Origin of the sequence: Streptomyces sp. NBC_01446, assembly GCF_026340095.1 — a bacterium.
GTDB lineage: Bacteria > Actinomycetota > Actinomycetes > Streptomycetales > Streptomycetaceae > Streptomyces > Streptomyces aureus.
The window spans coordinates 438,569-463,772 of the sequence record NZ_JAPEPO010000001.1 but is presented as its reverse complement, the minus strand read 5'-3'; the positions used below and the strand labels follow the sequence as shown (position 1 = coordinate 463,772).

At 69.5% G+C, this 25,204-nt stretch carries 25 protein-coding genes and 4 pseudogenes; 15 read left to right on the top strand and 14 right to left on the bottom strand.

The window, feature by feature from the left end; translation table 11 throughout:
* Positions 1-10 precede the first annotated feature (10 nt).
* The 4 genes from OG456_RS02095 to OG456_RS02080 all read left to right on the top strand — a co-directional run bounded on the left by OG456_RS02095 (position 11) and on the right by OG456_RS02080 (position 3,541).
* Positions 11-409: a hypothetical protein gene (locus OG456_RS02095; protein WP_266556644.1), complete on the top strand. Its 399-nt coding sequence runs from the start codon at positions 11-13 to the stop codon at positions 407-409.
* Positions 410-454: 45 nt separating this feature from the next.
* Entirely contained in the window at positions 455-775 is a 321-nt protein-coding gene (locus OG456_RS02090; protein WP_266556642.1) for an EthD family reductase, read from the top strand.
* 67 nt (positions 776-842) lie between these two features.
* Entirely contained in the window at positions 843-2,333 is a 1,491-nt protein-coding gene (locus tag OG456_RS02085) for a class I adenylate-forming enzyme family protein (protein WP_266556640.1), read from the top strand.
* Positions 2,334-2,500: 167 nt separating this feature from the next.
* A complete protein-coding gene (locus OG456_RS02080; RefSeq protein WP_266556638.1) occupies positions 2,501-3,541 on the top strand; it encodes an MBL fold metallo-hydrolase in 1,041 nt (346 codons plus the stop codon).
* 64 nt (positions 3,542-3,605) lie between these two features.
* Here the strand turns inward: OG456_RS02080 and OG456_RS02075 are convergent, their stop codons facing one another.
* The 3 genes from OG456_RS02075 to OG456_RS02065 are packed head-to-tail and all read right to left on the bottom strand — an operon-like array spanning position 3,606 to position 6,624.
* On the bottom strand, positions 3,606-4,364 hold the full coding sequence (locus OG456_RS02075; protein WP_266556636.1) for an SDR family NAD(P)-dependent oxidoreductase: 759 nt from the start codon (positions 4,362-4,364) through the stop codon (positions 3,606-3,608).
* Positions 4,365-4,393: 29 nt separating this feature from the next.
* A complete protein-coding gene (locus OG456_RS02070) occupies positions 4,394-5,422 on the bottom strand; it encodes a phosphotransferase family protein (protein WP_266556634.1) in 1,029 nt (342 codons plus the stop codon).
* Positions 5,419-6,624 carry an acyl-CoA dehydrogenase family protein gene (locus OG456_RS02065; RefSeq protein WP_266556632.1) on the bottom strand — a complete coding sequence of 402 codons (1,206 nt, stop codon included), beginning with the start codon at positions 6,622-6,624 and terminating at the stop codon, positions 5,419-5,421. The genes OG456_RS02070 and OG456_RS02065 overlap by 4 nt, the downstream gene beginning before the upstream one ends.
* Before the next feature lie 138 nt (positions 6,625-6,762).
* Between OG456_RS02065 and OG456_RS02060 the strand changes: the two genes are divergently transcribed.
* Entirely contained in the window at positions 6,763-7,425 is a 663-nt protein-coding gene (locus OG456_RS02060; protein ID WP_266556630.1) for a TetR/AcrR family transcriptional regulator, read from the top strand.
* 34 nt (positions 7,426-7,459) lie between these two features.
* On the opposite strand, the gene OG456_RS02055 is transcribed toward OG456_RS02060, so the two are convergent.
* Complete coding sequence (locus OG456_RS02055) at positions 7,460-7,927, bottom strand: helix-turn-helix domain-containing protein (RefSeq protein ID WP_266556628.1); 468 nt, start codon at positions 7,925-7,927, stop codon at positions 7,460-7,462.
* 92 nt (positions 7,928-8,019) lie between these two features.
* Here OG456_RS02055 and OG456_RS02050 point away from each other — a divergent pair, with 92 nt between their 5' ends.
* Positions 8,020-8,514, top strand: coding sequence for a PaaI family thioesterase (locus tag OG456_RS02050; protein WP_266556626.1), 495 nt, complete (start codon positions 8,020-8,022; stop codon positions 8,512-8,514).
* A 181-nt stretch (positions 8,515-8,695) separates the two neighbouring features.
* Here OG456_RS02050 and OG456_RS02045 read toward each other — a convergent pair whose 3' ends face one another.
* On the bottom strand, positions 8,696-8,935 hold the full coding sequence (locus tag OG456_RS02045) for a hypothetical protein (RefSeq protein ID WP_266556624.1): 240 nt from the start codon (positions 8,933-8,935) through the stop codon (positions 8,696-8,698).
* Between the two features lie 224 nt (positions 8,936-9,159).
* Between OG456_RS02045 and OG456_RS02040 the strand changes: the two are divergent.
* Positions 9,160-10,333, top strand: a pseudogene (locus OG456_RS02040) (RNA-guided endonuclease InsQ/TnpB family protein); the annotation flags it as partial.
* A 153-nt stretch (positions 10,334-10,486) separates the two neighbouring features.
* On the opposite strand, the gene OG456_RS02035 reads toward OG456_RS02040, so the two are convergent.
* Entirely contained in the window at positions 10,487-10,990 is a 504-nt protein-coding gene (locus OG456_RS02035; protein WP_266556622.1) for a MarR family winged helix-turn-helix transcriptional regulator, read from the bottom strand.
* 135 nt (positions 10,991-11,125) lie between these two features.
* Between OG456_RS02035 and OG456_RS02030 the strand changes: the two genes are divergently transcribed.
* Positions 11,126-11,641 carry a YceI family protein gene (locus tag OG456_RS02030; protein ID WP_266568997.1) on the top strand — a complete coding sequence of 172 codons (516 nt, stop codon included), beginning with the start codon at positions 11,126-11,128 and terminating at the stop codon, positions 11,639-11,641.
* 864 nt (positions 11,642-12,505) lie between these two features.
* Here OG456_RS02030 and OG456_RS02025 read toward each other — a convergent pair.
* Entirely contained in the window at positions 12,506-13,102 is a 597-nt protein-coding gene (locus tag OG456_RS02025; protein ID WP_266568995.1) for a contact-dependent growth inhibition system immunity protein, read from the bottom strand.
* Between the two features lie 447 nt (positions 13,103-13,549).
* Here OG456_RS02025 and OG456_RS02020 point away from each other — a divergent pair, with 447 nt between their 5' ends.
* Complete coding sequence (locus OG456_RS02020; protein ID WP_266556620.1) at positions 13,550-14,524, top strand: DUF1259 domain-containing protein; 975 nt, start codon at positions 13,550-13,552, stop codon at positions 14,522-14,524.
* 165 nt (positions 14,525-14,689) lie between these two features.
* Here OG456_RS02020 and OG456_RS02015 read toward each other — a convergent pair whose 3' ends face one another.
* The 3 genes from OG456_RS02015 to OG456_RS02005 form a co-directional block, all read right to left on the bottom strand.
* On the bottom strand, positions 14,690-15,505 hold the full coding sequence (locus tag OG456_RS02015) for an SAM-dependent methyltransferase (protein WP_266556618.1): 816 nt from the start codon (positions 15,503-15,505) through the stop codon (positions 14,690-14,692).
* Positions 15,506-15,590: 85 nt separating this feature from the next.
* On the bottom strand, positions 15,591-15,842 hold the full coding sequence (locus OG456_RS02010) for a DUF397 domain-containing protein (protein WP_266556616.1): 252 nt from the start codon (positions 15,840-15,842) through the stop codon (positions 15,591-15,593).
* Complete coding sequence (locus OG456_RS02005) at positions 15,839-16,705, bottom strand: helix-turn-helix transcriptional regulator (protein ID WP_266556614.1); 867 nt, start codon at positions 16,703-16,705, stop codon at positions 15,839-15,841. The genes OG456_RS02010 and OG456_RS02005 overlap by 4 nt, the downstream gene beginning before the upstream one ends.
* 369 nt (positions 16,706-17,074) lie before the next feature.
* Here OG456_RS02005 and OG456_RS02000 point away from each other — a divergent pair, with 369 nt between their 5' ends.
* The 3 genes and pseudogenes from OG456_RS02000 to OG456_RS01990 all read left to right on the top strand — a co-directional run.
* A complete protein-coding gene (locus tag OG456_RS02000; protein ID WP_266556612.1) occupies positions 17,075-17,479 on the top strand; it encodes an ATP-binding protein in 405 nt (134 codons plus the stop codon).
* 205 nt (positions 17,480-17,684) lie between these two features.
* The gene (locus tag OG456_RS01995; RefSeq protein ID WP_266556610.1) at positions 17,685-18,068 is read left to right on the top strand and encodes a recombinase family protein; all 384 of its coding nucleotides are present in this window, start codon (positions 17,685-17,687) and stop codon (positions 18,066-18,068) included.
* A 27-nt stretch (positions 18,069-18,095) separates the two neighbouring features.
* A pseudogene (locus OG456_RS01990) lies at positions 18,096-18,228 on the top strand (IS5/IS1182 family transposase); the annotation flags it as partial.
* Positions 18,229-18,270: 42 nt separating this feature from the next.
* Here OG456_RS01990 and OG456_RS01985 read toward each other — a convergent pair.
* A pseudogene (locus OG456_RS01985) lies at positions 18,271-18,372 on the bottom strand (XRE family transcriptional regulator); the annotation flags it as partial.
* A gap of 326 nt (positions 18,373-18,698) precedes the next feature.
* Between OG456_RS01985 and OG456_RS01980 the strand changes: the two are divergent.
* Positions 18,699-20,249, top strand: coding sequence for an alpha/beta fold hydrolase (locus OG456_RS01980; protein WP_266556608.1), 1,551 nt, complete (start codon positions 18,699-18,701; stop codon positions 20,247-20,249).
* Positions 20,250-20,261: 12 nt separating this feature from the next.
* Positions 20,262-21,854 carry an alpha/beta fold hydrolase gene (locus tag OG456_RS01975; RefSeq protein WP_266556606.1) on the top strand — a complete coding sequence of 531 codons (1,593 nt, stop codon included), beginning with the start codon at positions 20,262-20,264 and terminating at the stop codon, positions 21,852-21,854.
* A 70-nt stretch (positions 21,855-21,924) separates the two neighbouring features.
* Here the strand turns inward: OG456_RS01975 and OG456_RS01970 are convergent, their stop codons facing one another.
* From OG456_RS01970 to OG456_RS01960, 3 genes and pseudogenes are all read right to left on the bottom strand, one after another.
* A complete protein-coding gene (locus tag OG456_RS01970) occupies positions 21,925-22,401 on the bottom strand; it encodes a CBS domain-containing protein (protein ID WP_266556604.1) in 477 nt (158 codons plus the stop codon).
* A 200-nt stretch (positions 22,402-22,601) separates the two neighbouring features.
* Positions 22,602-23,900: an ArsB/NhaD family transporter gene (locus tag OG456_RS01965; protein WP_266556602.1), complete on the bottom strand. Its 1,299-nt coding sequence runs from the start codon at positions 23,898-23,900 to the stop codon at positions 22,602-22,604.
* A gap of 44 nt (positions 23,901-23,944) precedes the next feature.
* Positions 23,945-24,100: pseudogene (locus OG456_RS01960) on the bottom strand (sodium:proton antiporter); the annotation flags it as partial.
* Positions 24,101-24,662: 562 nt separating this feature from the next.
* On the opposite strand from OG456_RS01960, the gene OG456_RS01955 reads away from it, so the two are divergent.
* On the top strand, positions 24,663-25,097 hold the full coding sequence (locus tag OG456_RS01955) for a hypothetical protein (RefSeq protein ID WP_266556600.1): 435 nt from the start codon (positions 24,663-24,665) through the stop codon (positions 25,095-25,097).
* The last annotated feature ends 107 nt before the right edge of the window (positions 25,098-25,204 follow it).

The following is a 25,204-nucleotide window of genomic DNA, read 5'->3' as shown; positions in this document are numbered from 1 at the left end:
GGAAGCGCACATGACCGAGACCTCCACGGCCGCCGCCACCACCGCGGCCCCCGCCCCCTTCCTCACCGCCTGGTTCGAGATCCTCGACAGCGACGAGCCCGACCGGATTCTCGACCTGATCAGCGACGACTTCTCCCTGTCCATCCTGTTCTCCACCGGCGACGGCAACGCCACGGACTTCGCGGGCGACCGCGCCGCCCTGGTCGGCTATCTGCAGCAGCGGGAGCGGGGTACGCGCACCCACCACCGGCTCTCCGCGACCACCCTCGGCCAGGACGAGCTGTTCCTCGGCGAGGTGCGGCGCGGCGAGGTTCCCGAGGCGAGCTTCGTCGCCGCCGGTCGGGTGAACGCGGCCGGCCGGCTGGAGCGGCTGCTGATCGGCCGGTCCTCGCAGATCCGTTTCGAGTAGGCACCACCCGTTTCCGATGTCACCGGCCTTGTACGAAGGAGCGACATGTACAACCTCGTCCTGCTGGCAGCGAAGCCCCCGGAGTGGACGCATGAGCAGTTCATCGACTGGTGGCGCGGCGACCACGCGGAGCTGACGTACAAGCTGCCCGGTCTGCGCTCCTGGCGGCACACCGACATCGACCAGGCGCTGGAGAAGCGCTCCGAGGGCTGGGACGGGATGTCCGTCCTCGGATTCGACTCCCCGGAGGACGTGAAGAAGGCCCTCGCCAGCCCCGAGTGGGCGGACGCCGTCGCGCAGGTCGGCGACATGAAGGGAAAGCGCATCGCGGTGATGGGGTTCGAGAAGGAGTTGTTCACCGGCTGAGGCCCCACCGGCCTTGCGCACAGCAACGTTCGACACCGGGTTCGGCACAGCGTAGCGAGGAAGCGGGATGCGACAGGTAGTGCGGGAGTTCCGACAGAGGGCCGAGCAGGCCGACTTCTTGGCCGTCGTCGATGACGAAGGCAGGCACACGGCACGTGAGTTGCTCGCCGAAGCGGCCCGGCTCAGCGACGCGATGTCCGCCGACGGGGCGGGCGGCACGGTCATGCTCCAGGCCGACAACTCATGGCGCACCGTGGCCGGCGCCCTCGCCGTGGGCCTGAGCGGCGGTGTCCTCGCGCTGGTCAACCGGCACACGACACCGGCCGAGTTCGCGGCGGCCTTCGAGGACATCCGGCCGGACGCCGTCGTCGCCGAGCCGTCGGCCACGGCCGACTGGGCGGTGTCCGAACTGATGCCGGGCCGCGCCGACGACACAGCGCTCGACGGCTGGAGAGTGCACCGCTCCGGTGAACGGCCCGACGCGTCACGCTGGTCGGGAGGTGTCCTCATCGGGCTCACCTCCGGATCGACCGGGCGGCCCAAGGGTGTCGTCCAGTCCGAGGAGGCCCTGACCTACGCGGCCGCCAGCACCATCGAGATCAACGACCTGCGGCCCGGCGACGCGGTGGCCGCGATCGTGCCGCTGTCATCAACAGCCGCGTACTGCTTCGGCGTTCACCTCTCCCTGGTCCTGGGCGGCCCGCTCGTTCTCACCGCCAAGTGGGACCGGGCCCTCGCGCTGCGGCGGATGGCCGAGAACGATGTCCGCTGGACCATGTGCGTGCCGACGATGGCGCTGCAGATGGGGGCCGAGGCCGCGGGGTCCGGCATCCTCTCGGGAGTCCGCGCGATCACCGTCGGCGGCGGGCCGATGGACCGCGGCGCGCTGGCCCGCGCCGAGAAGTCCCTGGGCACGAAGATCCTTCGCGTCTTCGGGATGTCCGAGTGCCTCGGGCACACCTCGCCGAGGCCGGACGACCCCGAGGAGACACGGCTCGGCAGGGACGGACGCCCGTTCCCCGGCACGTACCTGCGCGCGCTCACGCCCGAGGGCGCCGAGGCCGGGCCGGAGACGGCCGGCCGGGCGCAGGTGCGCGGCCCTTCCCTCTTCGTCGGGTACGCGCGCGCCGGCCGGGTCGAACCGCCGACGCTGACGCAGGACGGCTACTTCCCCACCGGTGACCTGCTGATGACCCACGAGGACGGCACCGTCACCATCATGGGCCGCGAGAAGGACATCATCATCCGCGGTGGCCGCAACATCGACATCACTGAGATCGAACGGGCGGTCGCCGGCTATCCGCGCGTGGCCAGAGCCTGCGTGGCGGCCGTGCCCGACGAGGTGCTCGGTGAACGCGTCGCGCTGCTCGTCGTCACCGAGGACGGCAGCGGCATCGACCTCGCCGAGGTGACCGGCCACCTGGAGAGCATCGGGCTCTCCAAGACCAAGTGGCCCGAATTCGTCTACGGCATCGAGGAGTTGCCCCAGACCAAGGTCGGCAAGCTCGACCGGTCGGCGGCCGGACGACTGGCACAGCGCCTACGCGCGGGCACCTGACCGGGGGCCACCGGCCGTACGCGGCCAAGCGGTTCCAGACGGCCAACCGGCCCGACTCAGCCAACCCGCATTACCAGGCCAACGGGCCTCACGCGGCCGAGCGGGCCTCACGCGGCCGATCGGCCGCCCGATCCACAGCGGTACACCAGCCAGCGAGGGAGAGCACCATGACAGCGCGGTTCGATCAGGGCCCGTGGGCCGCGGCCGGAGTCCAGACCGTCCAGCCCGGAGTGCACCGCGTTCCCCTGCCCTTGCCCAACGACGGACTCCACGCCGTCAACGTGTATCTGCTGGAGAACCTGGCCGAGGACGACGGCATCGTCATGATCGACGGCGGTTGGGCGATCCCCGAGGCCCGCAAGGCGCTCGAGGAGGCCATGGCCGCCATCGGCCGCGACCTCACCGACATCAGCCAGATCCTCGTCACCCACATCCACCGCGACCACTACACCAACGCCGTCGAGCTGCGCCGTCTGCTGGGTTCGCGCGTCTATCTGGGTGCGGGCGAACGCCCCGGTCTGGAGATGCTCCACCGGCTGCGCAGCGATGTGCCGGCCGGCTCGCTGCGGACCCTGCGCGACGCGGGCGCCGGTGAACTCGCCGACCGTATCGAGAAGTTGGACCACGGCGGCTACGACCCCGCCGTCTGGGAGTCCCCCGACCGCTGGCTGGGCGCCGAGACCGTCAGCTTCGGCGCGGGGGAGCTGCGGGTCGTGCCGACCCCCGGACACACCCAGGGACATGTGGTCTTCCTGGACGAACAGCGCGGACTGCTGTTCTCCGGCGACCACGTCCTGCCGCACATCACCCCGTCCATCGGCTTCGAACTCACCGAGCCGGGCGGCCGTCCGCTCGCCGACTACCTGGACTCGCTGCGGCTGATGACGCGGTACGCGGACGCCCGCCTGCTGCCCGCGCACGGGCCGGTCACCGACAGCGCGCACACCCGCGTCGCCGAACTGCTCACCCACCACGACAACCGCCTCGCGCAGAGCCTCAACGCGCTCGGCGACACCACGCTCGACGCCCACGCCGTGGCCCGCGAACTGGGCTGGACGCGCAGGGAGGTGCCGTTCGGCGAACTGAACGACTTCAACCAGATGCTCGCGATCAACGAGACGGCGGCGCATCTGGACGTCCTGGTGCTGCGGGGACGGATCACCGTGGCGACTGTCGGCGGCGTCCAGCAGTACACGCGCGTGAACTGAGATCCGGTCGGCCACAACGAGCGGGGGGCGCGGCAACTGCCGTGCCCCCCATCGCCGTTGACCCTCAGCGAGCCGTCCACCCGCCGTCGACGTACAGCTCGGAACCGGTGACGAAACTCGCGTCGTCCGAAGCGAGGAACGCCACCGCCCCACAGACCTCCTCGGGCCTGCCGAGCCGGCCCATCGGCGTGCCCTCGACCATCGCGGTGTACCGGGGCGTGCCCTGCCACAGCTCGCGGGAGTGCGGCGTCTCGATGAACCCGGGGTGGATCGAGTTCACCCGCACCCCGCGCGTCGCCCAGTGCAGCGCGGCGTTCTTCGTCATCAGCCGTACCGCGCCCTTCGCCGCGTGGTACGAGAACTGGCTGCCGAAGCCGCCGACCGTGCCGAAGATCGACGCGATGTTCACGATCGAGCCGCCGCCGGCCTCCTCGATCGCGGTGCCGGCGTGCTTCATACCGAGCCACACACCGGTCTGGGTGACCGCGATGACCTTCTCCCAGGACTCCTGGGTCTCCGTCTCCACCGTGTGCATCGCGGCGATGCCCGCGTTGTTGACGAGCACGGACAGGCCGCCCAGCTCGTCGGCCACCTGCGCGACCGCGCCGCGCCACGCCTCTTCGTCGGTGACGTCGAGGGCGAGGCCGAGCGCCCGGGCGCCGTCGGCAGTCAGCTCCTTCGCCAGTTCCGCACAGCGTTCGGCGTCCACATCGGTCACCACCACCGCGGCGCCCTCGGCGGCCAGCCGGCGCGCCACGGCGGTGCCGATGCCGCCCGTGGCACCGGTGACCAGGCAGACCCGTCCGGACAGTCGGCTCGACACATGAACTCCTTGGTTGCGTTCGACGGCGGTCACGACAGCAGCTCCGCACCCGAGCGCAGCAGCGCCGGCACCGCCGAGCCGACGCGCTCGAACCCCGTGCCGACGGTCTGTCCCGCGAGATAGCGGGCGTGGATGCCCTCCGCGATCACCGCGAGCTTGAAGCACCCGAGCGCCTGGTACCAGGCAATGGAGGCGACGTCCCGGCCCGACCGCGCGGCGTACCGCTCTGCCAGTTCGCGGCCGGTGGGGAAGCCGGGGTTGGCGCTCGGGACATGGCTCGTACCGAGGACGGGTTCGCAGACCGGATCCCAGTACATGAGGAGCATCCCGAGGTCGGCGAGCGGGTCGCCGAGCGTGGCCATCTCCCAGTCGACGACCGCCGCGATCCGCCCGAAGTCGCCGGGCGCCAGGATCGTGTTGTCCAGGCGGTAGTCGCCGTGTACGACGGCCGCTCCGCTGCTCGCCGGAAGGGAGGCGGCGAGCCGGTCGTGCAGCGCGCCGAGGCCGGGCAGTTCGCGCGTGGCGACCTTGGCCCACTGCCCGCGCCACCGTCGCAGCTGGCGCTCCAGATACCCCTCGGGCCGGCCGAAGTCGCCGAGCCCGGCCTCGGCGGCGTCCACCGAATGCAGCTCCACCAGGGCGTCGACGAGCGCGTCCCCCGCGCGGCGGGCGTCGGCGGCGGGCAGTGCGGCGGCTTCTTCGCCGTCGCGCAGCACGGCGCCCTCGACGAAGTCGACGACGCAGAACGGCGCGCCGATGACCTCGGCGTCCGTGCACGACAGCACCGCGCGGGCGACCGGTACCCCGGTCCCGCCGAGCGCCGCGACGACCCGGTACTCGCGGTCCATGTCGTGCGCGGTCGGCGTCAGCACGCCCAGCGGCGGCCGGCGCAGCACCCAGCGGTGCGTCCCGTCCGTCACCTCGTACGTGAGGTTGGAGCGCCCACCGTGCAGCAGGCTCAGGCTCAACTCGCCCGCACACTCGGGCACATGACGCTCGAAGTGGCGCTGCAGGGCGGGCACGTCGACGCCGACCACCGCGGCGCGCGCCGGGCTCATCGCGCGTCCCGCTGCTCGGCCGCGGCTCGCACCGCCCGCTTGGCGATCGCCCAGCGATGGGTCTCGGACGGGCCGTCGTAGATACGGAAGGGACGCACCTCCCGGTACAGCCGGGACAGCGGGGTGTCCCCCGAGATGCCGAGTGCGCCGCACACCTGCACGGCGCGGTCGACGACGCGGTTGACCGCCTCGGACACGTAGGTCTTGGCGATGGAGGTGTGCTGGGCGGCCGAGCGGCCCTGGTCCAGCTCCCAGCAGGCCCGCCACAGCACGGCGCGGCTGGTCTCGATGTCGATCTCGGAGTCGGCCAACAACTGCTGCACCATGCCCAGTTCGGCCAGGCGGCCGCCGAAGGCCGAGCGCTCCGCCGCCCGCTCCAGGGCGATGTCCTGCGCCCGGCGTGCCACCCCGAGCCAGCGCATGCAGTGCGTCATGCGCGCGGGGCCGAGCCGCACCTGTGCGTACCGGAAGCCTTCGTCCACCGCGCCGAGCACGGCACTGTCGGGCACTTCGCAGCCCTCGAAGACGACCTCGCTGTGCCCGCCGAAAAGGCCGTGGTCCAGTGTGTCGATGTTCCGGACGATCTTCAGCCCCGGGGTGTCGGCGTCGACGAGGAACATCGTCGCTCCGCCCGCGTCGCCCGGAGCACCGCTGGTGCGGGCCATGCAGATGGCGACCGCCGCCCCGTCGGCGCCGCTGATGAACCACTTGCGGCCGTCGATCCGCCAGCCGCCGTCCGTACGCGTCGCCGTGGTGGCCAGTGCGCGCGGATCGGATCCGGCCCCGGGCGCCGGCTCGGTCATGGCGAAGCAGGAACGCACCTCGCCCGCGGCGAGCGGACGCAGGTACCGCTCCTTCTGCTCCTGGGTGGCCACCACCTCGAGCAGATGCATGTTGCCTTCGTCGGGCGCTGCGCAGTTCAACGCGAGCGGACCCAGCAGCGACCGGCCCGCCGCCTCGAACACGACGGCCTGATCGCGCAGATCGAGCCCGAGCCCGCCGAACTCCTCGCCGACGTGCGGGGCGAACACCCCCGCCGCCCTTGCGGCCTCCTGAAGCCGCCGCCGCAGCGGTTCGGGCCCGGCGTGCACGTCACCGCCGCCGCATGTCTGTTCCTCGGGTATCACCACGTCGCGGACGAACTCCGTGGTGCGCCGTGCGATCGCGGCGACCCGCTCGTCGATCTCGAAGCTGATGGACACATCTCACCCCTGATCTTGGCTACTGACCATTAGCCATCAGATGGCCGAACCAGGCGTGGTGTCAAGAGAGCGAGCTATAGTGACTGCTCAGCAGGAGCACCACGGGCGGCTAACCATCAATAGCTTCATGGGGGTCAAGTGAGCGCATCGCCACGCGAGACGTACGAGCGTCCGCACCGGCCGCCGCGCCCGGAGGGCGCACCCGCGGCCGACCGCCGGTCCGGGATCCGCGAGGCCGCGCTGAGACTCTTCGCCGCCCAGGGCTACCGGTCCACGACCATGACCGACATCGGCGCCGCCGTCGGCATCCGCGGCCCGAGCCTCTACAAGCACGTGGCGTCCAAACACGAACTGCTGGCCGAGATCATGATCGGCACGATGGAGCAGCTCATCGCCGACAACACGGCGGCCGTCGCGGGCACCGACGATGTACGGGAGCAACTGCGCCGCTCCGTGGAGGCACACATCCGCTACCACGCCCGCCACCGCCTGGAGGCGTTCGTCGGCAACCGCGAGATCGGCAGCCTCGAAGAGCCCGACCAGGACCGGGTGCTCGCCCGCCGCAGCGACTACGAGCGCCGCTTCCGCGAACTGATCGAACGAGGCATGGCCGAGCGCGCGTTCGGGGTGCAGTCGGCCAGGATCGCCTCGTACTCGATCCTCGACATGGGCATCGGAGTGGCCAGTTGGTTCCGTGAGGGCGGGGAGTTCACCGTCGATCAACTCGCTTACCAGTACGGCGACATCGCGCTGCGCATCGTGGGCGTGCGCACCCCGGACGTGTCGGGTGACGACCAGTAGTACGTCGTCGGGCGGGGGGAGTCCGCTGGTGGGGTCAGGCGCGGGGGAGGGCCGCCGGGCCGGGCCGTGCGGTGACGTCGGCGGGGGACAGGGCGGTGTGGCCCTGCTCGCACTCGACCGCCACGCGCACCGGGGCTCCGCACTCCCCGTGCCGCAGGTCGATGACCGGCCCCTGCCCCTCACCCGTGTGTGCCTCGCCCCACTGCTTCAATGCCACCAGGACCGGCCACAGGTCCCAGCCCTTGCGGGTCACCCGGTACTCGTTGCGGGAGCGGCTGCCGGGTTCCTGGTACGGCACGGCCCTCAGGATGCCGGCCGCGGTCAGCTTCCGCAGGCGGTCGCTGAGGAGCGCCTCCGACAGGCCGATATGGCGGCGGAAGTCGTCGAAGCGGCGGACGCCGTTGCAGGCATCGCGCAGGATCAGCAGCGTCCACTTCTCCCCGACCACGTCGAGCGTGAGCTGGACCGGACAGTTCTCCGTGCTCGTCTCAAGCCACTCCATCCCCCCATCCTAGGACCCTGACTTCATGATTGACAGCCAGATGGTCCAGGGCTAACTTCAAGTTGCAAAGTCAGATCGGGAGGAGCGGGGCTGTGGGACGGACGCGTACGTATGAGTGGGAGGACCCCGCGCTCACGGCAGCCGCCGTGGGGCAGTCCTCCGGCCTGGACTTCCTGCGCGAGATACAGGCAGGACGCCTGCCCGCCGCGCCCGTGAGCGCGACCGTGGACTTCCGCCTCGACGAGGTGGAGAAGGGACGCGTGGTGTTCTCGCTGGTCCCCGGGGAGGAGCACTACAACCCCATCGGCAGCGTGCACGGCGGGATCTACGCGACCCTGCTCGACTCGGCGGCCGGCTGCGCCGTCCAGTCGACGCTGCCCCAGGGAGTCGCGTACACCTCGCTCGACCTGACCGTGAAGTTCCTGCGGCGGATCACCGTGGACACCGGCAGGGTCCGCGCCATCGGCACGGTCGTGAGCAGCGGCCGCCAAACCGCCCTCGCGCAGGCCCAGTTGGTCGACGCGACGGACCGCGTACTCGCCCACGCCACGAGTACATGCATGCTGTTCCCGGTGCCGGCCGCGTGAACCGGTTCGCCTGAGTGCTCCGCCTGAGAGGAAGCGCCAGAGTGTGACGTGCGTCGGTTCGGGGAGATAATTCGAGATGCCGCGCAATGTCCCTCTCGCTCAGAGTGAGGGGGATGAGGGCGCCTGGCGGGGCAGAACCCTGTGGGGTTCCAGAACTGGGGCGCTGTGCTGACCTGCGTCTCTACGCCGCTCGCTCGTACTCGTTGATGAGGCCGCTGAGGACTGGGTGGCGCTTGATGCTCCCGTGGGTGAGGTCTGCGGTGGGGTGGTCGGGTCGCGGTGGGCGCAGCTGTGTGTCTGCAGTGTGGTCTTCGCCCACGTTGTAGTGCTGGGCGTACTTGTTCTGCCCGGTGCGTAGGTGGCGCTGGCTGAAGACGGGCATCCGGTCGGTGACCTCGGAGTGGACGGTGCGCACGAACATCTTCGCGTACCCACTCGCGTGAGGGCATCGCGGAGGGATCTTCACCGGATTCCTCCGAGGATGCCCCGGCCTTCAGGCCGGGGAGGAATCGGACTCCTGCGGAGCAGGGCAGGAGAAGCCGATTCGCCGGCGGGGCGGATCGGCGTCCGCCCGCCGTGGTGGTGAGGCAGCACATGTTGGGTCAGAGCTCTCGACTGTCAGTCCTCCCGGATAGGTTGTTGTTCATGACGAGTGCGGCGCTGGAGACGGCAGGTGTCGGGCATACCCGCTACACCTTCCGCCTTCGTGTGTCGTCCACTGCGACTGGCGCCCTCGAAGCGGAATGGGCGCGGTGCCGGTGGCTGTGGAATGAGTGCTGCGCCCGCTCGAAGAAGGCGCACGCCGAGAACGAGAAGTGCGGTCCGGCCCGGCTGGACAAGATGCTGACCGAGGCGCGTGCCTGTATGGGCTGGCTGTGTGAAGGCTCCAGTGTTCCTCAGCAGCAGGTGATACGCGATTTCGCGAAGTCGCGGGCGAAGGCGCTGAAGGACATCAAGGCCGCTGTGCCGGTGCGGCAGCGGGCCGGGATGCCCCAGTACAAGAAGAAGCACCAGGACGACCTGTCGCTGAACTACACCCGGCGGGGTTTTCGGCTCAAGGACGGCCGCCTGCACCTGGCGGGCGGCATCGCTGTGACGGTCGTGTGGTCGCGTGCCCTTCCCGAGCCGCCCTCCAGCGTCCGCGTCTACCGCGACAGCACCGGAGCTTGGTACGCGTCGTTCGTCGCCCGGGGCATGACCGAGACGCTGCCGGGAACCGGCCGGGTGATCGGGATCGACTGGGGTGTGAAGGAGATTGCGACCACTACCAGCGATGACCACGACCTTCCTCACCCGCAGCACGGGAAGAGTGCTGCCCAGCGCTTGGTGCACTATCAGCGGATGATGTCCCGGCGTAAGCCGAAGCGTGGATGCGCCGGGTCGAAGGGCTACCGCGAGGCGAGGCGGCAGGCGGCGAAGCTGCACAAGAAGGTGGCCCGGCAGCGTCAGGACACCGCCCGCAAGTGGGCCAAGAAGGTCGTCCGTGACCATGACGCCCTGGCCGTGGAGGACTTCCGGCCGAAGTTCCTTGCGAAGTCCACCATGGCCAGGAAGGCCGCTGACGCGGCGATCGGCGCGACCAAGACTGCCCTGGTCGAGATGGGCCGTAAGCACGGCCGGTGGGTGCATCTGGTGCACCCGGCGCACACCACGATGGACTGCGCAGACTGCGGAGCGAGAACCAAGCACGCGCTGCCTCTCTCAGAACGAACGTATACGTGCACCACGTGCGGGATGTCCCGGCCTCGGGACAAAAACTCGGCCCGTGTGATGCTCGTCCGGGCTGGTCTCTGTCCCGGCTAGTACTGATCGTGTAAGACCTGCATCCCCGCCGGGGATCAGGCCACGTGAGCTAGGAATCCCCCTGAGCAGGGGGAGGTTTCAAGACCTTGATGTCCTCGCTGTGCTGGCGAGGACAGTGTCGAATGACTTGCTTTGCACTTGCTGAACTGGCCGGCCCGGCCCAGCGGTCCTACGGTTCCTGTGGCTGCTCGGCGAGGTCGGGCAGGAGACCGGACATCGCCTCGTGCTGGTCCGGCCCCATGACGTGGGAGAGGGCCCGGGTGACCGTCGCGGCGAGGGTGTCCGAGGCCTCCTCCAGAAGGCGGCGGGCCTTGTCGGTGAGGGCAACCTCGATGCCACGTTTGTCACCACAGACCGAGCTGCGGGTGACGAGGCCGGCGTGCTGGAGGCAGGCGATCTGGTAGGTGAGCCGGGTCTTGGGGCGGCCGAGGAGTTCCGCGATGCGCGTCATGCGCAGGCCCGCCCTGGGCTGTTCGGCGAGCAGGCACAGGATCAGGAACTCGTCGTGAGAGACGTCCAGCCGCTCCTTCACAACCGTGCGCAGTTCCTGCTCCACCGACCCCATGGCTGCCAGCATCAGCATCCAGGCGCGCAGCTCCTTGGGCAGCAGTCCGCCACCCTGCGCGGACGGGCATTCGGGCAGGTCACTGCGGGGCGCCTCGGGGTCGGCCATGGATTCGAGTGTACCTGTCGTTCAATTTTGGACGAGATCGTTGTTCAAAATTGGATGATGAGCTAGCGTGCAGTCATCCAATTTTGAATTACTCATCCTCGAATGAACCCCCGCCCCCGCTCACTGGAGAAGATCATGACCGTCGCCGTCGAAACCGGTGTGTGGCAGCTCGACGCCGCAGCCTCCACCGTCGCCCTGCGTCACAAGACGATGTGGAACCTGGTCACCGTGAAAGGCACCTTCGGTGTCGTCGGCGGCCGCGGGGAGGTGAGTTCCGACGGCTCCGCCATCGGCACGATCACCCTCGACGCCGCCTCCCTCGACACCAAGAACAACAAGCGTGACGAGCATCTGCGCTCGGCGGACTTCTTCGACGCCGCCAACCACCCCGAGATCACCTTCGCGGTCCACAGCGCGAAGGTCCGTACCGCCGACTCCGTCGAGGTGTCCGGTCAGTTGACCGTGCGCGGCATCAGCCGCGCGCAGACTCTCACCGCGCGCCTGGTCGCGGCGGACGGTGAGGCGGTCACGCTGGAGACGGAGTTCACCGTGGACCGCGGCGAGTTCGGCCTCAAGTGGAATCAGATGGGCATGATGCGCGGCCTGGCGACGGTCTCCGCCACACTCCGCTTCATCCGCGCAGCAAGCTGACGCACCGTCATGCGACCTGTCGGGCACGCGCGTCGGCACTGTGCGCCGTCAGGTGGACGTTCCGAGAGGGCGCGAGTCTTCTGGTGGGAGCCTCGTCGGCCGACTCGAGGGTTCGGAAGGTTCGCTTCCCTCCACGCAAGCAGGCCCGGTTGAGGCAGCACCGGAAGGCCCTCTATGAGGGCGAGCCGTAAGGCCGTGGATCGCGACCGGAGCCGATGACCGGCCCCCAGGTGCGGGCTTTCGGGCCCTTCGCCGCTCTTTGCGACCGTGGCCTGGGTCGCCGACACCGACTCGGGCCTCGCAGAGCCGGCGCCATCGTGCAATCAGTGAGCATCCACTTCGCGTTGCCTGGACCGCCGCCTCACTCCGCGATCCCGGAGAGGACGCGGGGCGCCCGGCAGACTGACACACGCTCTGCCGGGCGCCCCGAGACGCCTACCGGTGACGAAGGTGCACGGTGACGTGGAGTAGAGCGCGGAAGGCCGGTGGAGCGAGAGCAATTGTCAAAAGCTGTGGATCAGTAGCCGCACGCCGCGCGCATCGACCCCGCCCCGCAATGGTCCGGCCCTATGTGGCGCCGGTTACTCACCGTCCAGGCGCACGGCATCCTCGCCGTCGACTTCCTCCACGCAGCAGCTCCCCCCAGACAGCGCCGAACGTCCCGCCCTGGCCACCGCCGACCTCCAGGCCGGCCGGTTCTGGCGACAACCCGTCCTCAGCGGCCTGATCAATGAGTATCGCCAGGCCTCCTGGCGGAACGTCATCGCCGCAGTTCGCAGCACCGAATCGTATATGCGAGCGCTACAGGGCATCTCGGGGCTCGGCTGCAAACGGCCTGCGGCGGGGCCGGGCATGAGCCGGCCCTCAGGAGGTGGGGCGGTGGTGGGTGAGGACGTCCTGGACATCGGTGAGCCAGTGACGGAGAGAGGCACCCTCGGGCGGATAGATGCTCAGGCCGAGGATGCGCGTGGCCTGGTCGAGATCGCTGTCCGAGGTCAGGAGTTCGGTGAAGGAGCGGATCTCTTCGGCTGCCTCGGTGAACATCTCCGGAGGGTTTCCAGTGAAGTAGTCGTCGAGTGCCTCATCTGTGTGAGACGTAGAACCTGGAGAAGTCCTGGTGGAAGTATCCGGCCAGCAGGTATCCGAGCTTTGGGAACTGCTTGCGCCACTCCCATCGGTCTGGGGGAGGCCGGAGTGGCTGGTAGGCGCCGCCGTTGCGGACGCGTTCCAGAAGGGTCTGCCCCGTGGGCTCGGTGCCGAGGGCGGCCAGCTCGGCCCGGCCTCCTCCCACTGCGCCTGGAGGCGTTCGGCGTGACGCAGCAGCGTGCGAGCCGCGCTCGTCAGCCGGATACCCCGGCCCTGCTGGACCACCAGTTCCACGCCCACATCGGCGGAGAGCTGGCGCAGCTGGTACGAGACGGCCGATGGCGTGTAGTGCAGGACCTGCGCCGCGGCGGTCACCGTGCCGTGCTCGGAGACCACCTGAAGGGTGCGGAGCCGGGAGCCAATCACGGGAACTGTCTGCGCGATACGCCTCGGAGTCGTGTGATTCCGCTGCCCTTGACGGAACCGTCCCCCAACGGCCCGGACTCCCAAAGGGAGGTTGCCCTCGCTCGGGGGCGCGGTCGCCGCGGGCGCTGAACCCGCTACTGGCTGGTGCCCGTGGCCGCGACCGGCAGTGAGATGGCTTGTGGCGAAGACGTCGAGCAAGCAGCGCCCAACTAGTCATGGGGGGAAACGGTCTTAGGTTGGCCCCCTCATGAGGGTGCTGACGATTCGCGAGGCGCCACTCAAGGCACGTTCGATGACAGATCGAAAGGCCCATCTGGCCTATCTGGCCCATACTGGCCCAGTCAATGCCAATAACACACATTTCTCATGGTTTCATCTCGCCATGGAGGAGATCAGATGATGACTGGAGACAACCAGGCGGCCACTTCCCGGCGACGCGTGCTGGCCGCTGCCGCACTGACACCGGTGCTGGCCGGGGCGGGGCCGGCCAGCGCGCGTACGGCGCCCGAAGGGGCGATGGTCAAGCCGCTGACCACCGCCGTGTCGGACTGGGCGGCCGTAGCGAAAGCGCTGGGCCGCAGCGGCAACCTGCTGCGAGGGACGACGTACCACACCCCCTTCCCTCGCGACGATCTTCGCGTCGTCGTCGAGGGCAACATCGTCATCACACCGGAGCTCGCACTGGGTGCGCACGTGGCCTTCGTCCGCTACGCCGACGGCAGCACGATGTGCATGGGCGATGTGGCGGTCACCGAGAGGGAACTGCAGCGGGTGATCGACGCCTGGCAGGCGCACGGAATCGCGGTGACCGCGCTCCACAAGCATCTGCCCGCCCATCGCCCCGACATTTGGTGGGTCCATGTCCACGGACACGGCCAGCACGAACTGGCCCTGGCGAACGGCCTGCGCGCGGGATTCGACCGCACCGGCATCCCGCCGGCAAAACCGGCCGGCCCGCCGAGCCCCGTCGCCCTGGACACCGCCGGAATCGACGCTGCGCTGGGCGCCAAGGGTTCCAGCGACGGCGTGGTCTACAAGGCCGTCTTCGCCCGCCGCGAGACGATCTCCGACGGCCATCTGGTACTGCCCTCCGGTCTGGGCGCGACCAGCGCGTTCATTTTCCAGCCGCTGGGAAAGGGCAGGGCAGCGCTCAGCGGCGACTGCGTCATGCTCGCCGAGGAGGTCCAGAACGTACTGGGAGCCCTGCGGCGGGGCGGGATCCAGCTCGTCGAGCTGCACAACCACCACTTGACGGAGAGCCCCCGCCTGTTCTTCACCCATTTCTGGGCCGTGGGCAACGCCGTCCAACTCGCCAAAGCGCTGCGCCCCGCAGTGGCTGCCACCAACGTGGTACCGACCAGCGGCGAATGACGAGCAGACGGCGGATTGCTGCCCCCACGGCATCCCCGCAGGCCGACTCTCGCCATCCACGACCTGCGACAACCTCGTGAGCCCCGAGCTCCCACAGCTTCCCCGGGGAAACTGCGCTGCGGACGCAGGTGCCCAGCCGACCGGACCGTCGGGGCCTGACCCCGGTCAGCGCTTGATGCCTACGCCCGCCAACAGGCTGATCTGGGCGTCCGCGGGCTCCGTCCCGTCGGCGGGACCGGCGGGCCGCCAGCGGTGGCAGCAGACGATGCCGGGTTCGATCAGGTCGAGCCCGTCGAAGAAACGGCGGACGTCGTCGTGCGATCGGAACTGCACCGGAGACCCGGACTTGGTGTAGACCTCCGCGACCTTGTTCCAGGTGTCGGGGTCGAAGTCGGGCGTGCAGTGGTTCATGGCGAGGGCGCTGCCGGCCGGGAGCGGGTCGAGCAGCCGGCGGATGATGGCGTACGGGTCGTGCGGGTCGGTGATGAAGTGCATGAGCGCATTGAGGGAGAGGGCGATGGGCTGGTCGAAGTCCAGGACCTCCGAGGCTTCCACGGCGGTCATGAGCGCATCGGGGTCGGTGGCGTCGGCCTCGATGTAGGCCGTGCGTCCCTGCGTCGTACTGCGCATGAGGCGTTCGGCGTACTTGAGAACGAGGGGGTCGTTGTCGGCGTACACGACGCGGGCATCGACGGCGACGGACTGGGCGACCTGGTGCAGGTTGGGCTCGGTCGGGATGCCCGTGCCGATGTCCAGCCACTGGCGGATGCCGTGCTCCTGCGCCAGCACACGGGTGGCCCGGTGCATGAACGCCCGGTTCTCGCGGGCGGTCACGTAGATGCCGGGGTGGGCCTGGGCGGCGACCAGGGCCGCCTCCTTGTCGATCTCGAAGTGGTCCTTGCCGCCGAGGAAGTAGTCGTACATTCGGGCCGAGTGCGCCTTGCTCGTGTCGAGATCCCGGCCGGCCTGCCTGGTGGTCATGCTCTCCCCTTCAGGTGTGTGTCTGTCGGCCCGCAGGCCAAGGACGGGACCGGTGTCGTCGTCCCTACTACTGCCCGCCGCCGGTTCACCCGGCGGCCAAGTGATCGGCCAGGCCCTCTTTGACCCCGCGGACGAACGCTGCGATCTCGTCCGGCGTGTAGATCAGGGCCGGCCCGGCCGGGTCGGTGGACTGCCGAACGGCCACGCGGCCGTCGGCGAGTTGTTTCGTCTCGACGCACTGGCCGCCGTTCGGCCCGCTCCAGGGACGCTCCCAGCCCTGTTCCCCGAGATCGCGGGCCGGCATCCCGTTGTACACGCCCTCGTCGGTGATCGTCACGAGTACTCCTTGCGCATGCGGTTCAAGAGCGCCCTGCTGTCCTCGGACGACGTCGCCAGCGCCATACGGGAATGCGCCTCGAGATGGGCGACGACGTCCGCGCGCTGGTCCAAGTAGACGGAGGCGGACAGGAGTTCGCTGTAGACGATGTCGGGCAGCTCGGGCTCCTCGAACCGGAAATACGTGAACGGTGCACACGCCCCGACATGCGCACCCGCGGTGAAGGGCACGATGTCGACGCTGATATGGGCGAGCTCGGACACGTCCAGGAGCCGCTCGATCTGCTCCCGCATCACGTCGGAGCTGCCCACCGTCCTGTGCAGGACGGCTTCCTCCATGACCACCCACAACGTGGGGGCGTCCTCGCGTTCCAGCAGGCTCTGGCGGTGCAGCCGCAGCTCCACGCGGCGCACGAGCTCCTCCTCGCTGCCGTTCGGCAACCCGCCGCGCAGTACGGCGCGCGCGTAGCCGGGAGTCTGCAGAAGGCCGGTGACGTACTGGGGTTCATAGGTGCGCAGGGTCTTGGCGCCGGTCTCCAGGCTGACGTAGGCGGTGAACCAACTGGGGACGACGTCGCGGTAGGAGTGCCACCAGCCGGGCTCGTTGGCCTGCTCAGCCAGGTCGACGAACTCGTCTATCTCCTGGCGGTCCGCGCCGTAGGTCTCCAGGAGCTTCTCCACGTAGAGAGGCTTCAGCGCGACCTCGGCCTTTTCCAGCCGGCGGATGGTCAGGGTCTTCACACGGAGGGCTCTTGCCGCGTCCTCCAGCGAGGCGCCGGCGCCGAGCCGCATGTCCTGCAGCCGGCGGCCGAGGATCATGCGCAGGACTGTCGGCGCGCTCGTGCTGGAACGGGCTTCACTCACGCCCAACCTCCTGAAGGATCATCAACAACACCATTCTGGCAGTGACTTGAAGACGACGCCAGGGTGATACTCCACTGCTGAAATTATCAGCGAGTCGGTTGCAGCGTGAACACGATCACGCGCATAGTTGACATGTGAGCGGTCAAGTCACAGCTCTGACGCAGCATCCGGCCCGGACGGGAGACGTGATGCTGATGCCGTCGTCGGCACCCCACCGCAGGGCGCCTGCCTCGGCACACGCCTCACACCGCTCGAGCTGCAGCCCGCATCCCCACACCACGCCTGCCCCGCGGAAGGCACTGGAAGGCGACATCCGTGACTCTGCCCACGCCCTCAGCCCCGGCTTTGACCCCCGCCTTAGCCACGACCGTGCCTCGTCGGGAGTACTGGTTCGGCCTGCCCGCCCTGCGCACCAGCGCGAGATCCGCCCGCGACACCGTGCGCGACCGGCTGCGCGCCTGGAAGGTGCCCGGAGACGCAATGTGCGACGCGGTGCTGCTGGTCTCCGAGCTGACCACGAACGCCGTACTCCACACCGACAGCGGTCAGGTCCTGTGTGGCCTCACGCTGACCGGGGACGAGCGGTGCCTGCGTATCGAACTCCACGACGCCGGCCGCACCCCGGTCCGCCCGCCCGAGCACCACGCCGGCCCCGGCGAGGAGAGTGGGCGAGGCCTGTTCCTCGTCCAGCAGCTCGCGGACCGCTGGGGCTCCGCACGCTCGACGCGGGCCGAAGGCAAGGTCGTCTGGGCAGAGTTGACGGCTCACCCCTGATGCCGTGGGCGCGGGCCAGCGCCGAACGTGGGGCCCGACCCGGCGGCGACAGCTCGGATGCAGCGTGGCCAGGCCCGGCCTGCTGCACGCCAGACCAGTTCCCCCGTCCAATGGCAGAGACCGCAGTCGGCACCGCACGGCCCCGCTACGTCCCCTACACGCGGCGAGGAACCCCTTCTCCTCGATCCACCTACAGAAGGCGCCCATGACCCCCCACAGCGAAACCGCTCCTTCTGTCGTGCTGTACGTATGCGCCGACCGAGCCCGGGGTGCGCCCGGGTCAGCCACGCGGTGCGCGCAGACGGAAGGACACGCGTTCGCCCAGGAGCGCGGACTGGCGATCGCCGAGGTCGTCACCGACACGTACGGTGAGCCCGACCCGGCCCAGCGCAGCGGGTGGCGGCGTGTGAGACAGCTGGCACAGACGGGCGACGTCACCGCGGTACTCGTCCGCTGGCCCAGCGCCATCGCCCCGGAGTCCGCGCACGAACTACGGCACCGTGAGACCGCCTGGCTCCACGACCACGGCGTGCGCGTCCAGTACACCTGGGCGCCCTTGTCTTCCAGGAGCGGCGACGAGGCCCGGTGATCCCGCTCGGCGATGTCCGGATTGGTCATTCATCCGGCCAGTGACAGCAGCCGCCGTCCACTGGCAGTTCTGATAACCCCGGTCAGCGGGGTGACGCCCGCAGCTGATCACGGTCCTTAATCGCATCCGTGTTCCTCGTCCAGCCGGTGGCCGCACGCGTCAGCCCCGCGTCGTGTCAGCCCCGTGCGGGACCGGTAGAGCTCCTTCGTAAAACCACCGAGGCGGCTTTCAGGATCTCGGTCGCCCGCTTCAATTCGGCCATTTCTTCGCGGAGTTGGTTCAGTACGGTCCGCTCGTCGGCACTCCCTCAAACGCGGTGCCCGCGACGAGCGCTCCCAGAGGACGGGCTGCCCATCGGCGTCATGATTCTCCGGCCGCCCCGGCGGTGAGCTGGCGGAACTGCTGGAGGTCGCGTTCAAGCTGGAAGTCGACCGCCCGTTCCGGCCGTGAATCCAGGACCTCTGACACCGCCGCCGTCCGCCAGGTGATTGCCCCCTGCACGTAGCCGGCGGCCGCCGGAGTGCGCGAGTCCGCACCCCGCGATACCGTCGAAATGCGTGTGTTCCGCCCACACCGCTGCGGCGTTGCCCGGCTGGGCAGCCTTCGACATCGGCAGAGGAACGGAATCCCATGAGACAGCACCGCCTCCACGCGGCGGCTGCCGGGGCCGCTCTGGCCTGTCTGGCGGCGTTCGGCCCGACACAGAGCAATGCCGCCGCACCACTCGCTCACACGGCCGGGCCCAGCCCGGTGGGACCGGCACGGTTTGTGCCCGGTCCCTGTCCGAAGACGCCCGAGCCGATCGATGCCCTGAGCACGGCACGGTGCGGACACCTGGAGGTCCCGGAGAACCGCGGCCGGACCGGTAGCCGGACCATCAAGCTGGCCGTGGCGGTCATCAAGGCCGCCTCGGCCAAGCCCTCCGCGGATCCCGTGGTGTTCATGGCGGGCGGACCCGGCGGCGACACCTTCGACGACATTCCCATCCTGGTCGACTCCGGTCTGAACAAGGACCGCGACCTGATCATCATGGCCCAGCGCGGAAACCTCTACGACCAGCCGAACCTCGCCTGCCCCGAGATCGACCGCTTCAACGCGAAGGCCGTCGGGCTGGGCTACGACTCAGCAGCGGCGCAGCGGCTCATGCTGGACGCGGTGAAGAAATGCCGGGACCGCCTGAAGGGCGACGGGGTCGACCTGAGCGCATACAACACCACCGAGAACGCCGCGGACTTCGCCGACCTGCGTACGGCACTGGGCATCTCCCGGTGGAACGTCTACGGGTACTCCTACGGATCCGACCTGGCCCTCACCTACCTGCGCCTGCACCCCAAGGGGATCCGCGCGGTGGCGATCGACTCCGTCACACCTCCACAGAGCGCGATCCTGCCGTGGGGCTGGAGCAGCGCTCGTGAGGGGATCGACACCATCCTGGAGGCGTGCGCGGCCGAGCCCCGTTGCAAGAGCCGCTACCCGGACCTCGCCACCACCCTGACGGAGCAGGTACGCAGGCTGGAGGCGAAGCCGCTCACGCTCAAGGCGAAGCCGCCGAAGGGCGGAGACCCGGTGAAGGTCGTCCTCGACGGGGGCGCGGTGCTGAACCTGCTGGTCGCCAACGCCGTCAAGGCGAAGGACGTCCCGGCGGCGATCGACGAACTCAGCCACGGACGTCCGGACCGCTTCGCGCGGGCCCGCACGGCCGACTCGGTCCAAGCCGTCGGCGTGACCGCGCACGGGCTGACGGAATCGGTGGCATGCGGCGAATGGGCACCGGGCTCTTCGGAATCCGACGTGCTGAAGGCAGGGCGCCGAGCCTTCCCCGGGTGGCCCGACACGGTCCTGGCCCAGGTGCCGCAGCTGCCCTTCCAGTACGACGTGTGCCGGCTCTGGGATGTTCCGGACCGCGCCGCCGGCCAGCGGGTGGCCACCCCCAGCGCGGTGCCGACGCTCCTCGTCTCCGGGACGTTCGACGCGAAGACCGGGGCGAGTTGGGCGAAGGGAGCCGCCCGTACGCTGTCCCGCTCGACCTCCGTGCTCGTCCCCGGAATCACTCACTGGGTGGTCCCCCAGTCGCCCTGCGCGCAAAGCGTGCTGGCCTCGTTCCTCGCGCAACCGACCGCGCCCGACACCGGCTGCGTAGCCGGTCTCACGCCGCAACCGTTCACGATCACCCCGAAGTGACCGGGAGGACAGATGGCTTCCCCTCAGGCGCCCAGCCGTCGGCGCACCGCACGACGGATCCACGCCACCGCGGCCGGTGCGGCGGCGGGGCTCCTCGTCACCGGCCTGCTAGCAGCGCCCGCCCAGGCACGGGACGACACCGGAGGGCCGATCGGAACGACCGCCGGCGAGGCCGACGACGCCCGCTACGAGCCGGGCCCGTGCCCGAAGACGCCCGAACCGATCCCCGAGCTCAAGGGAGCCCGCTGCGGAACGCTCACCGTGCCCGAGAACCGCGCCAAGCCGAACGGTCGAAAAATCGAGCTCGGCGTCGCGATCGTGCCGGCGCTGGCCGCCAAGCCCAAACCCGACCCGATCGTCTGGTTGGCCGGCGGACCCGGCGACGACGCAGTCGGAGAGGCGAAGATGGCCGTCGACGGCCTCCTGAACCGCGACCGGGACGTGATCTTCATGTCCCAGCGGGGCACGTACTCGGCCACCCCGAGGCTCACCTGCCCCAACATCGACAAGTTCAACGCCCGCGCGGTCGGCCTCGTCTACGACGCGCCGTCCACCGAGCGCCTGCACGTCGAGGCCACGAAGGCCTGCCACGACCGACTGGCGGCCCGCGGCAACGACCTCAGCGCCTACAACGACACCGAGAGCGCAGCCGACTACGCGGACCTGCGAGCCGCACTCGGCGTGAAGCAGTGGAACCTGTTCGGCATCTCGTACGGCACCGACTTGGCACTCATCTACATGCGCCAGCACCCGGAAGGACTCCGGTCGGTCGGCATCGACGGCATCCTGCCGCCGTCCAGGGCAGGATCGGCCGCGACCTGGAGCAGCGCCCGGCAGGGCTTCGACGGCCTGTTCAAGGCTTGCGCCGACCAGCCCGCCTGCAACCGCCGCTATCCGAACCTGCCGGCCACCTTCGACCGCCTCGTGCGTCAGCTGGAGGCCAAGCCGGTCACGACCACCGTCACGGTCCCCGGCCAGGCGAAGCCGGTGAAGGTCGTACTGGACGGCGGAGCCCTGGTGAACTGGATGACCTCCGCCACCCACGTGGCACCCCAAGTCCCCCTGGCCCTCGACGAGCTGGCCCACGGCAAGCCGCAGCGGATCGCCCAGCAGTGGGCGGGCGGCAAGCTCAGCCCCCAGGCCGTCGGAAGGGTCGCCCACGGACTCGCCTACGGCGTCTTCTGCAGCGAGTGGACGCCGTACGAGAGCAAGGAGGAGGCGCTCCGGGGCGGGCAGGAAACGTTCCCGTCGTTCCCCCACTCGGTACAGGCCCAGGCTCCACAACTCACCTTCCTGCGCCCGGACTGCGACGTCTGGAACGTCCCGGCGGCGCCGCGCTCGATCCGGGACGTCACGCGCGGCGACATCCCCACCCTCGCCATCTCGGGCGGGTTTGACTCCCAGACCGGCGCGGACAACGGACCGTACGTCGCCCGCACGCTGAGCAAGGCCAAGGTCGTCACCGTCCCCTACGAACCCCACGTCGTGTTCGCCACGTCGAAGTGCGCGCAGAAGATCACCGTCTCGTTCTTCGACACCCCGACCGCCCCGGACACCGCATGCCTCAAGAACCTCAAGCCACCCCGGTTCGAGACCGGCCGCTGAAAGCCGAGGGCAGCGCCTCGGTGTCCGCATCCTCGTCCGGCCTGCTCAGCCTCTGTGATGTGCTTCGGCGTCAGGGTGTGGGCAAGGTGCCCGAGGCGTCGAGGAGTTCGTGCAGCAGGTGGGAGGCGGTGATCACGCCGAGCAGGTGGGTGCCGTCCTTCGACTTCTCAGCCACGGCGACCAAGGGGCTGCGAACCTGGGCCATGAGGGCGGCGACCTCCAGCGCGGTGTCGTCCGGGGCGGCGACCGGCGGCGGTGTGATGTCACGGGGGAGGCAGTCGGCGACGGTGCGGCCGCGCAGCGCCTGGCAGAGCCGGTCGGCGTGCTTCTCGTCCACGACGGCGGCAAGTGACGGGTCGTCGATGACGTACTGGGGAACCAGTACCTTGATCAATTGGGAGGCGGGCAGGATCGCGCGGGGCGCGCTGTGCTCGTCGAGGACGAGGAGCCCGGGGAGTTTGTGCTCGGCCATGAGGCGGGCCGCTTCCGTGGCGTCGCTGTCGACGTTCACCGATTCGTAGGCGACCGCGAGGTCTCGTGCGCGCACGAACGCTCCTCTGTTGCGTGGTGTTGGTCCAGGGTCGTACCGCGAAGGCGTTGCCGCCAGGGCCTTGATGGGAAACATACGCGGATGGGTGCGCGGGGCGTGCCGGTGTGCCGTTCGGGCCGCTGCGGTTCAGCGCCCGGAGGGAGGGCGGCCCCGGGTGCGCCGGCACGCGCTCGCGCAGGCGAGTGTCCGGAGCGGGCTCAGGCCAGGGCGAAGTAGCGCAGCCACACGTATGCCGCCGAGATGGCCACTGTGACGGCGGTGACGATCAGGCCGTACTTGGTGAACTGCCAGAAGGAGATCGGCTGCCGGTTGCGTTCGGCGATGCCGAGGACGACGACGTTGGCGCTCGCGCCGATGGCCGTGGCGTTGCCGCCGAGGTCGGCGCCGAGGGCCAGGGCCCACCACATGACGTGATGGCCGGAGCCGCCCATGTCGTGGACGAGGTCGGCGGTGATCGGGGCCATGGTGGCGACGTACGGGATGTTGTCGACGATGCCGGACAGGACGGCGGAAGCGCCGAGCAGGACCATGGAGCCGCTGAGTTCGTTGCCGCCGATGACGTCGGCCAGGGCCTTGGAGATCTCGCCGATGACGCCGGTCTCGATCAGACCGCCGATCATGATGAACAGGCCCGCGAAGAAGGCGAGGGTGGGCCACTCGACCTCGGCCAGCACCTCTCCGGTCTCCACCGTGGAAATGGCCACGAGCAGGCCGGCGCCGAGCAGGGCGACGATGCTGGGTTCGTAGTGCAGCACGGGGTGCAGGACGAATCCGGCGACGACGAGCACGAGGACGATCAATCCCTGGACGAGCAGGCGCGGGTTCTTGATGGCTTCGCGTTCCTCCAGGGTCATGATTTCGGCGGCGCGTTCCTCGTCGTAGACGAAGGACTTGCGGAACATCACCCGGCACAGCAGGACGAGGACCACCGTCAGTACGGCGGAGAGGGGCGCGAGATGGGTCAGGAAGTCGTTGAAGGTCAGGCCCGCGCGGCTGGCGATGATGATGTTCGGCGGATCGCCGACCAGGGTGGCAGTGCCGCCGATGTTGGACGCGAAGACCTCGGCGATCAGGAACGGGGCGGCGGGCAGCGCGAGCCGCTCGCACACCAGGAGCGTGACCGGGGCGATCAGCAGGACCGTGGTGACGTTGTCGAGCAGGGCCGAGGCGAGCGCGGTGATGACGATCAGCATCACCATGACCCGGAAGGGTTTCGCCCGGGCCTTCTTCACGGCCCAGATGGCCAGGTACTCGAACATGCCGGTCTTCTTGAGCACACCGACGATCATCATCATGCCCATGAGCAGGAAGATGACGTTCCAGTCGATGCCGGATCCGGTCGAGTAGAACGCCGACTTGTCGTCGGTCGCGCCGATCGCCAGCATGAGCGCCGCGCCGCCGAGCGCGGCGGCGACCCGATGGATCTTTTCGCTGATGATGAGCGTGTAGGCGCCGACGAAGACGGCGATCGCTGCGCAGCTGTGCCAGTCGTTCACGATCCTCCGATGAGTCGTTGCATCAGGCGGGCGTCCTTGCCGGCGCCCGCCATTGGCAGGTCGCCGAACAGCTGCGGGGTGAGCAGCGCGCCGGACACCAATAGGACGGCGAAATCGGCGAGTTCGGCCAGTGACTCGCCCAGCGGCGCGGACGTCTGCTTCGCCTGCGGGGAGCGTGCGCCGAGCACGGAGCCCGCGGAGACGGGTGTGAGGGGGGCTGGATGTCGGTGGGGCCGTGCGGGTGGCGAGACCCGGCAGGAGGACCGCGATGAGCAGTGCGACTCCGAATACCGCGACCAGAACCACGCCCGGTGCCCCCGATCAGCGAAGAGACTTGTCCCCTATCGCCGACCAGACTTCCCGGCACACCGGGAGGAACCTTACAGGTCCTTAACGCGGCACTGACAGTTTCCTGGCGTGCAGTGCAAGGGGTCTGTGCTTGCCGGGGTCCGGCAGCGCTGTCGGGTGTGGCGGGACCGATCTGCGGTCCGGGGTGAGGTGCGCCATCGAGGGCGACGCCCCCGAGGCACGGACGCTCTGACCCGCCGGACCGGCTCAGCCGGGTCGTGCCGGGGTGTCGGGTACGTCGGGCACCGGCATTGAAGAGTCGTGAAGACTGCCGGTGTACGGCAATGCGCCGGGCGTCGCGGACGCCTCAGGATGGGTGTGGCAGGAACGGGGGCCAAGCCCTGGTGCCGGGCTTCGCAAGTGAGGCCTGGCACCGGGGTGGAGCCTAGGGGCGCACCGAACGGGGGTCGGGGGATGGGGGAGTTCCTCGCTGCGGTGATTGGCTTTCCGGGGCTGTTCTTCACTTCCGCGCTCGTTGTCTCCTGCGGGTTCTGGGTGTTGGTCGCGCTGGGCAGGGTCGAGGCCGGGGCGTTCGACGCGGATGTCGAGCTGGACGCATGGGGGCTCGGGGGAGGGCCTGTCGCCGGCGCGGTGTCGTTGGTGATCGCCGTCGCGTGGCTCGTGACGGTGACCGGTTCGATGCTGGCCGAGCTGGTCGCTCCGGGGGGATTGACGCATGCCGCGCTCGAAGCGGTGTTGCTGATCGGCTCGCCCGTGGTCGGCCGCCGGGTGGCCCGCCGCCTCATGGGCTCGCCTGCCGAGCTGCTGATGAACCCGGCTCACTCCGTCGTGGTACCGGGGTCACGGCCGGCGGCCGCGAGGGACCCCTTCATGGCGGCAGGGCCCTGAGGGAACAGGGCCGCTGAGGTGCCGGGCGCGGCCCGCCCCGCTGTCCTGTTCCGACCCGGGCGCTGCCGCACCGCTGCCCCGGCATGTCTGTCTCCTTCTTCATCCAG